7 protein-coding genes and 1 pseudogene are annotated in these 8,251 nt (G+C 66.1%); 3 read left to right on the top strand and 5 right to left on the bottom strand.

Annotated elements, in window-relative coordinates; genetic code table 11:
- Together ACJH6I_RS16075 and ACJH6I_RS16070 are read left to right on the top strand one after the other, a co-directional pair.
- Positions 1-240, top strand: a pseudogene (locus tag ACJH6I_RS16075) (IS256 family transposase); the annotation flags it as partial.
- Positions 241-351: 111 nt separating this feature from the next.
- On the top strand, positions 352-1,416 hold the full coding sequence (locus ACJH6I_RS16070) for a cupin domain-containing protein (protein WP_406784274.1): 1,065 nt from the start codon (positions 352-354) through the stop codon (positions 1,414-1,416).
- Positions 1,417-1,427: 11 nt separating this feature from the next.
- On the opposite strand, the gene ACJH6I_RS16065 is transcribed toward ACJH6I_RS16070, so the two are convergent.
- Entirely contained in the window at positions 1,428-2,531 is a 1,104-nt protein-coding gene (locus ACJH6I_RS16065; protein WP_318985052.1) for a GGDEF domain-containing protein, read from the bottom strand.
- Positions 2,532-2,842: 311 nt separating this feature from the next.
- Here ACJH6I_RS16065 and ACJH6I_RS16060 point away from each other — a divergent pair, with 311 nt between their 5' ends.
- The gene (locus tag ACJH6I_RS16060; protein WP_406784273.1) at positions 2,843-4,549 is read left to right on the top strand and encodes a GMC family oxidoreductase; all 1,707 of its coding nucleotides are present in this window, start codon (positions 2,843-2,845) and stop codon (positions 4,547-4,549) included.
- Here ACJH6I_RS16060 and ACJH6I_RS16055 read toward each other — a convergent pair.
- From ACJH6I_RS16055 to ACJH6I_RS16040, 4 genes are all read right to left on the bottom strand, one after another.
- On the bottom strand, positions 4,539-5,474 hold the full coding sequence (locus tag ACJH6I_RS16055; protein ID WP_406784272.1) for an alpha/beta hydrolase: 936 nt from the start codon (positions 5,472-5,474) through the stop codon (positions 4,539-4,541). The genes ACJH6I_RS16060 and ACJH6I_RS16055 overlap by 11 nt on opposite strands.
- Positions 5,471-6,661 carry an MFS transporter gene (locus ACJH6I_RS16050; RefSeq protein WP_406784271.1) on the bottom strand — a complete coding sequence of 397 codons (1,191 nt, stop codon included), beginning with the start codon at positions 6,659-6,661 and terminating at the stop codon, positions 5,471-5,473. The genes ACJH6I_RS16055 and ACJH6I_RS16050 overlap by 4 nt, the downstream gene beginning before the upstream one ends.
- 61 nt (positions 6,662-6,722) lie before the next feature.
- A complete protein-coding gene (locus tag ACJH6I_RS16045) occupies positions 6,723-7,583 on the bottom strand; it encodes a helix-turn-helix transcriptional regulator (RefSeq protein ID WP_318985048.1) in 861 nt (286 codons plus the stop codon).
- Between the two features lie 63 nt (positions 7,584-7,646).
- Positions 7,647-8,249, bottom strand: a complete 603-nt coding sequence (locus tag ACJH6I_RS16040; protein WP_406784270.1) for an LGFP repeat-containing protein — start codon at positions 8,247-8,249, stop codon at positions 7,647-7,649.
- Positions 8,250-8,251: the final 2 nt, after the last annotated feature.

The raw sequence follows: 8,251 nt of genomic DNA, 5'->3' as shown, positions 1-8,251 counted from the left end.
CGTTTGAGAACGAAGGTCACCAAGGGTCCGGGATCGCGGGCCGCTGGATTGGCCATGGCCTACAAGCTGATCGACGCAGCCCAAGCCCGTTGGCGGGCCGTCAACGCCCCACATCTGGTCGCCCTCGTCCGCGCCGGAGCGGTCTTCCACAAAGGCAAACTGCTCGAACGGCCCACCGACATCACCCCACCGACACCACCGTCAGACGGCGATCAACACACCGAAACGGAGGTCGCCTGAAACACCCCGATCCACAGGTATTGACAATTGCTCTACCGCCGGTGTCCATGACGGCAAGCTTCCAGCGGACAACACTGACCTCTGTCGGCTTGATCAACGAGGAGGCTCCGTATGACAACGTCCATCACCCGCAGCAGCCACACCGTCTCGCTCCTGGGCGGCGAGATCGTCGAGGAATCCGAACACGGCTCAATGCGTCGGGTCACCGCTGATGCCATGCCGATTCTGCAGAATCTGTCGATCAAGCGACTGCTGCTCAACCCCGGCGCCATGCGCACACCCCACTGGCACGCAAACGCCAACGAACTCACCTACTGCGTCTCAGGAACGGCGCTGGTGTCGGTCCTCGACAACCACAGCGTGTTCTCGAACTTCATCGTCACCGCAGGGCAGATGTTCCACATCGATTCCGGTGCACTGCACCACATCGAGAACATCGGTACCGACGTCGCCGAGTTCATCATCGCCTTCCGCCACGAACGTCCCGAGGACTTCGGTCTGGGCGCAACCTTCGGCGCGTTCACCGACGCCGTGTTGGGCAACACCTATGACCTACCGTCGTCCGACATCAACAAGATCCGTCGTAGCACCGTCGACCACAAACTGGCAGCCCGCACCGGCGACCCCAGCATCCCCGCCGCTGCCCACTTCAACGATCCGCACAAGTTCGATGTCGAAGCCCAAGCGCCGGGTCTCAACTACGCCAGCGGCAACGCACGATTCGCCCGCGACCAGTTCTGGCCTGCCTTGAAGGACATCTCGATGTACTCGCTTCGCGTCACCGAAAGCGGTATGCGCGAACCGCATTGGCATCCCGTCACCGCGGAGATGGGCTACGTGCAGTACGGCGATGCGCGCATGACCATCATGAACCCGGACGGCTCGCTGGACACGTGGAACCTGACAACGGGAGACATGTACTTCATCCCGCGCGCCTACCCGCATCACATCGAGAACATCGGAACCGACGACTGGCATTTCCTGATCTTCTTCGATCAGCCGTTCCCCGCCGACATCGGCTTCAAAGCCTCTGCCACCGCCTATTCACGGGAAGTCTTGGCCGCCGCGTTCAACACTCACATCGATGATCTGCCGGCGTTACCCTTCACTCCCGCGGACCCACTGGTGGTTCCCCGGGTGAACCCCGTCGATGCCCACGGAGTCGGCCAAGGTTGATGCCCGTGACGCTATTCGGCGAGCCTCAGGGCGGACTGCCCATGCGCTCCGCCTGCGTGCCGGGAAGCATTGCCGCCCAAGCGTTTCGCCGCATACATCTCGAGGTCTGCCGCCATCACCAGATCGTCGATGATCGTGGGGGCGGCAGCGTCGTCGACATCGGCCAGGGCGACCGTCGCGACGCCGACGCTGGCGGTGATGGCGTACGGCGTCGCGGCAATCGCCGTACGTAGGCGCTCGGCGGCCGACGATTGTTGGGGTCGGTAAGTGGTCTCGGCGATCAGGAATTCGTCGCCTCCGGTGCGACCGATCACGGCATCGTGCGACGTCTGCTTGCGGAGTATCTCGGCCACGGCGATCAGCGCACGGTCACCGAAGAGATGACCGCGGCTGTCGTTGAGGAGTTTGAAACCGTCGAGATCGATCACCGTCACCATGAGATGCGCGGCCGTACCCCGGTCCCGATGGATCAGTTCCTGGGCCTTGATCCCGAAGCCACGCCGATTCAGCAGAAATGTCAGCGGGTCGCAGTCCGCGCGGATGAGATCGGTTCCCAGCGCGTGGACGACGATCTGAATGCTGGCCGGCACTGTGACGGTGAGAATGAAGATCAACCACATCGCGCACGCCGCGAGGACGGGGCGGCCGGACGCTGTCAGGCGCAAGGCCACCACCGCCGCGACGATCATTGCCACTTGGAAGTTGTAGGCCGCGTGGATCGCCCGATGAGTGAACGCCACGTACGCCGCGGGCACGCCGAACGTGGTGCAGACCAGGATCCCGACGGCCGGGTCGCTACACGACAGTGCCACGGCGGCAATACACGTCGTGACCAGGGTGGCAAAGACCGTGGACCGCCGGCGGCTGGGCAGTCCGACGACCCAGATGAGGCCGGCGAGCAGCAATCCGACGATGGCCGCGCGGGTGACCAACCGCGGGACGACGCCGACCGGACCTTCGGGGACCGTCAGCAGTGCCATCGGGACCAGGCTGGTCATGATGGCCACGCCGGCGATCATCGTGCGGACCAGCCCCGACAGTCCACGGAACTTGACGTAGCCCATCAGCCAGTCGTAGTGATCGGACTGACGCCACCATTGCTGGAGCCAACGCATGGTGCATCTCCCCCCAACGGGTTACCTGGGTGTCCGCAGTCGTCAAACCTGTCGCAGCCGTTGCGCGCTGCCCTGGCATTAATTTGCTGACGCCTGATTGCATCACATGTTCGGCCAGGTTGCCAGGGGTGCAAACTGTGAATTCTCATATATTCGAGATAGCCAGCATTCGATGGGCCGGTGCATGTGACCGCGATGTCGGGACTGGCGCCACGACATCGACATGCGCTCAGCTGCGGGGATGTGTACGGACCGGCGGGTGATCACGCACACTGGGACACCAATCCGACGCCTGGAGGACCGATCCCGGAATGAACCCCGTTGCCGAATTCGACTTCGTCATCGTGGGAGCAGGTAGTGCCGGCTGCCTGCTCGCCAATCGGCTGAGCGCCAACCCCGATCATCGGGTGCTGTTGATCGAGGCCGGCGGCAAGGACAACTGGTTCTGGATCAAGGTGCCGGTGGGCTACCTGTACACCATTGCCAACCCCCGCACCGATTGGTGCTTCACCACCGAGGCCGACCCGGGTCTGGCCGGCCGCAGCATTCATTACGCGCGCGGCCGCGTCCTCGGCGGGTGCTCGTCTATCAACGCCATGATCCACATGCGTGGGCAGGCAAGCGATTACGACCTCTGGGCGCAAGCAACCGGCGACGAGCGATGGCGATGGGGCGGCCCGGACAGTACCGGCGAGACGCTCGCGATCTACAAGCAGCTCGAGGACTACTTCGGTGGGGCCGACGACTGGCACGGCACCGGTGGCGAGATCCGCGTCGAGCCACCGCGGGTGCGCTGGAAGATCCTGGACGCCTGGCAGGCCGCCGCGGCCCAGGTGGGTATCGCCCCGATCGATGAGTTCAACCGCGGCGACAATGCCGGCAGCGCGTACTTCCATGTGAACCAACGGCGTGGCCGTCGCTGGTCGATGGCCGACGCTTTCCTGCATCCCATCGCCCACCGACCCAACCTCACCGTCTACACCGACACCCAGGCCGTGAAGCTACTGATGGACGACGAAGTCCGGGCGGATCAGCGGACCGGTGCCTGGACCACCGCTCGACACCGTGCCACGGGTGTGCGGCTCCGCAAAGACGGCCGACTCGTCGACGTCCACGCGCGCCGCGAGGTGATCCTGAGCGCCGGTGCGATCGGATCACCGCATCTCATGCAGGCCTCGGGTCTGGGGCCGGCCGAGCTGCTCTCCCAGCACCACGTGCCCGTGGCCGTCGATCTGCCCGGGGTCGGTGAAAACCTCCAGGACCATTTGCAGCTCCGCACGATCTACCGGGTGCAGGGCGCCCAGACGGTCAACACGCTGTACCGGAATTGGCTCACCCGCGGCGGCATGGGGCTCCAGTACCTGATGTTGCGCTCCGGGCCGATGACGATGCCGCCCTCGACGCTCGGCGCCTTCGCCAAGAGCGACCCCGCGCTGGCCAGCCCCGATCTGGAATGGCACGTGCAGCCGTTGTCGTTGCCCAAGTTCGGGGAACCGCTGCACAGCTTCGGAGCGATCACGCCCTCGGTCTGCAATCTGCGCCCCAGTTCGCGGGGGCATGTGCGCATTGCCAGTGCGGACCCGCTGATCAACCCCAAGGTCATGTGCAACTACCTGTCCACCGACGCCGATCATCAGGCCGCCGTCAAGGGCCTGCGGATGACGCGGGAGATCATGGCGGCGCCGGCGCTGGCTCGCTATCGCCCTGAGGAGCTTCTCCCCGGCCCGCAGGTGGTCAGCGACGACGATCTGCAGCAGGCGGCCCGGGAACTGGGCACGACCATCTTCCACCCGGTGGGCACGTGTGCGATGGGAGCCTTTGACGCACAAGGGGTTCCGCGGTCAGCGGGCGCCGTGCTCGACACCGACTGTCGCGTGTACCGCGTCGCCGGCCTTCGTGTCGTCGACGCCTCGGCGATGCCCACGATCACGTCCGGGAACACCAACGCGCCGGTCATGCTGATCGCCGAGCGTGCGGCGCGGGCGATCCTGGCGAAAGCCGGCGGGGTCAGCGGCTGAGGCGGTCGACCAGGAATCCGGCGAGATCTCTTTGCAGCGTGCGTGACTCGTCGAGCGCAGCGTCCATCCACCAAAAACCGTGAATCATCCCGGGGTAGCGCCGGGCGACGACGTCCACGCCGGCGTCACGGAGGAGCCCGGCGTACGCCTCTGCCTCGTCGCGCAGCACGTCATGGCCGGCGGTCGCCACGAACGTGGACGGCAGATGCGCAAAGCTGTTGGCGCGTAACGGTGAAACCCGCGGATCGTCGCTTGCGTCCCCGTCGACATAGTGGTTCCAGAACCAGGCCATATCGACGGCGTCGAGACCGAAGCCACGGGCGAACGCGGCATACGACGGTGCGGCCATGCGCCGATCCAGCGCCGGATAGAGCAGAGCCTGAGCGGCGACCGTGACGTCGGTACCGGCCAACTCGGCGGTGGTCGCGGCGGCGAGGTTGCCGCCGGCGCTGTCACCCACCACGGCCAGCCGGCCCGGATCGACGTCCAATTCACTGGCGTGGGTATGTACCCAGCGCACGGTGGCCATGCAGTCCTGCAGCGGAACCGGAAACGGATGCTCGGGTGCCTTCTGATAGTTGACGGCGAGCACGACGTACCCGGTGTCGCGGGCCAGGACCCGGGCTGGTTCGTCCACGAGGTCGAGGTTGCCGATCACCCAGCCACTGCCGTGCAACACGACAATCACCGGATGCGGCCCGCGATCTTGCGTCGGCCGGTAGATCCGAACGGGAAGGTCGGCGGTCGGACCAGGGATGAACCGGTGTTGGACCTGCACCATCGCGGGTGCCGGCCGTTGCAGGTCCAGGTAGCTCAGTATCGCCAGGCGCGCGTCGGGCACCGACAAGGTCGCGATACCCGGCGCTGTCGCCGCCGCGGCCAGGTGGGCGCGCGCCTGAGGATGCAGCGCGGGCGACTCGGTCACTGTGCCTCCCCGTGGCTGTTGGTGAACACCAGCAACGTGCCGACAAGCGCCATCGCCGCGCCCACCCACACCGGGGAACGCCAGCCCAGGCCCAGGGCGATGGTCGCGGCTCCGATTGCCGATGCGATGGCGTTGCCGAGGTTGAACGCCGCGATGTTGGCCGCCGAGGCCATGGTCGGCGCGTCATCGGCGAAACGCATGACGCGCAGTTGCAGAGCGGGCGTCGCAGCGAATCCGACGAGGCCCATGACGACCAGCAGGACTGCCACTGGTATCCGATAGGACGCGAGCATCCCGTATGCGATGAGCACGACGGGCAGCAGTAGAGACAAGATGCGCAGGGCCCAGGTGAGATCACGATCGGCGGCCCAGCCACCGACGAAATTGCCGATGAACAAACCGATTCCGAAGAGGACCAGCAGCCATGGCACGGCGCCGTCGCCGTAACCGGTCAATCGGGTCACCAGCGGTTCCACATAGATGAACGCTCCGAACACGCCGCCGAACATCATCATGGTCAGCAGGATCGACACGATGACCTGGCGGCGATACAGGACGGCGAAGTGGCTGTTGCCTGCCGGTGTTGGTGTCGGTAACCGGGGAACCAGCGCGGCGACGCCGGCGATTGCCAGCACACCGAGTGCGCTGATGATCCAGAACGCGCTGCGCCAGCCGAGATGCTGGCCGACGAACGTGCCGAACGGTACGCCGAGCACGTTCGACAGGGTCAGCCCGCCGAACATGACGGCGATGGCGGATGCTTTGCGTTCGGGCGCGACCAGATCGCCGGCGACCACGGCGCCGATGCCGAAGAATCCGCCGTGGCACAGCGCGGTGATGATCCGGCCCAGCATTGCGACGCCGAAACCTGGTGCCAGCGCGGTCAATCCGTTGCCGATGACGAACAAGGTCAGCAGCACCAGCAGTGCGGTTTTCGGCGGGCGGCGCGACAGCGCGGCAGTGACGGTGAACGCGCCCACCACGACCGCCAGGGCGTATCCCCAGATCAGCGCGCCGGCAGTGGGCACGCTGACGTGCAGTGCGTCGGCCACGTCGGTGAGCAGCCCGGCGATGACGAACTCGGTCAGGCCGATGCCGAACCCGCCGAGCGCCAGCGCAGGCAGACCCGGATGAAGTCGCCGCGTCGGCGCGGGGAGACTGTTTTTGGGCAGGGTGGAACTATCCACGGGCGAGCTCCTTGGATTGGGTGTTTCTTGTTGCCGCGCAGCGATATTCGCTACACGAGTGCTACTCGGTGATGGTCGTGCTGGCCAGCAGGCGCAGCGCAGCCTCATCGCTGGACCCGGGTTCGGCGTGTTGCAACAGCAGTCGGTGACCGTTGTCTTCGGGCAGATGAAGGATCTGGAAATGCAGGTCCAGCCGCCCCACTACCGGGTGGTGGTAGCGCTTGATGCCGTGCGTACACAACGCCACGGGTTGCGCCGCCCACAATTGCGCGAAGTCCTCACTGGCCACACTCAGGTTGCCGACCAGACGGGCGAGGTCGGCCTCGGCGACATGGCCGGCGCTGACATAGCGCAACGAAGCCACTGCCAAGGTGGCCTCGGCCTCCCACTCGCGATGGAGGCTGCGCGCGTGTGCGTCGATGAACATCATCGCGACCTTGTTGGGCGGTTCGGCACTGTACGGCGCCGTCGGTGACAGGTGCGGTGCAAGCAGCGCATGGCCCAGTCGATTCCAGGCGATGATGTCTTGCAACGGCGACAGTGCGACGGCGGCGATGTCGGGCATGGCGTCCAGCAGGGTGACGCAATCGGGACGCAGCCGGGTTCGCTCCGACGGCACCTTCCTGTCGCCGACCGCGGCCAGCCGCTGCAAGTGCGCCCGTTCGGCCTCGTCGAGCCCGAGGGCCCTTGCCAGCGCGTCCAGCACCTGGGTCGAGGGATTGGTGGCCAGTCCCTGCTCCAGGCGTGTGTAGTACGTCAACGACACCCCAGCCGCTTCGGCCAGTTCCTCGCGGCGCAACCCGGGCACCCGGCGCGGCCCCAGCCCGACCAGCCCCGGCAGTAGCGCCGTGTCGGCCGCTGCCCGTCGACTACGAAGAAAGTCCGCCAGCTGCTGCCCGCCTGATCCGCGTGCGTCCGTCATGTTTTCCATCGTGCGTGACGGATCCGCGGCGCGCCTGTCCCTGGCAGTGACAGGCAGTTGCCACTACAGCCCGGACGGCACAACCTTGCCGTTGACCGTCACCTCCACCTGGCGGGTCGTCGTGTTGTACGCGATCTTGCCGTGCTCGAACGTCGCGACGAGCTGGTCGCCGGCGGGAGTCTCGTCACTGGTGACGACGCCCAACGGGCCTGCCGAGCCGTTCGTACCGCTGACCGACGGCACACCGTCCGCGTCGCGTTGCACATTCCAGGCCTCGCGGATTTTGCCCCAGATGATGTAGGCGGGCGTGCCCGGCTGACTGTTCTTGGCCACGATCGCGCCGCCCTGGAACTGCTGGAAGACGACGCCGCTGTCGCGGGTACCGGCGTTGTGATCGCCCGTCAGTGGCTTGCCCAGGGCCGCCTTCTGCTTGTCCGTGGCGGACGCGTACTTGGCGGCGATCGGGCCGGTGAGCGTGACCTCGACGTCCCTCTCCCCGATGAGCTTCACCTGGGTGGGCGGCGCCGGAACTTCGGACGTCACGACCAACGCGACCTGCGGCTGCGCCGAGACATCGCCGCTCTTGTCAGTGCTGCAGCCGGCAACGGTCAGTGCGACAGCGGCCAGGCCGGCGACGGTTGTGCGGCGGTACGTGCTCGTGTTCATAG

It is taken from the genome of Mycobacterium sp. SMC-13, from assembly GCF_045311035.1.
In the GTDB taxonomy this organism is placed as follows: Bacteria; Actinomycetota; Actinomycetes; order Mycobacteriales; family Mycobacteriaceae; genus Mycobacterium.
This window is presented reverse-complemented; position numbering and strand designations above follow the sequence as displayed.

What these genes read in the sequence shown, in the direction of transcription:
- ACJH6I_RS16040 (WP_406784270.1), bottom strand. Translation starts at nt 8,249, where the DNA reads ATGAACACGAGCACGTACCGCCGCACAACCGTCGCCGGCCTGGCCGCT.
- ACJH6I_RS16045 (WP_318985048.1), bottom strand. Translation starts at nt 7,583, where the DNA reads ATGACGGACGCACGCGGATCAGGCGGGCAGCAGCTGGCGGACTTTCTT.
- ACJH6I_RS16070 (WP_406784274.1), top strand. Translation starts at nt 352, where the DNA reads ATGACAACGTCCATCACCCGCAGCAGCCACACCGTCTCGCTCCTGGGC.
- ACJH6I_RS16060 (WP_406784273.1), top strand. Translation starts at nt 2,843, where the DNA reads ATGAACCCCGTTGCCGAATTCGACTTCGTCATCGTGGGAGCAGGTAGT.
- ACJH6I_RS16065 (WP_318985052.1), bottom strand. Translation starts at nt 2,531, where the DNA reads ATGCGTTGGCTCCAGCAATGGTGGCGTCAGTCCGATCACTACGACTGG.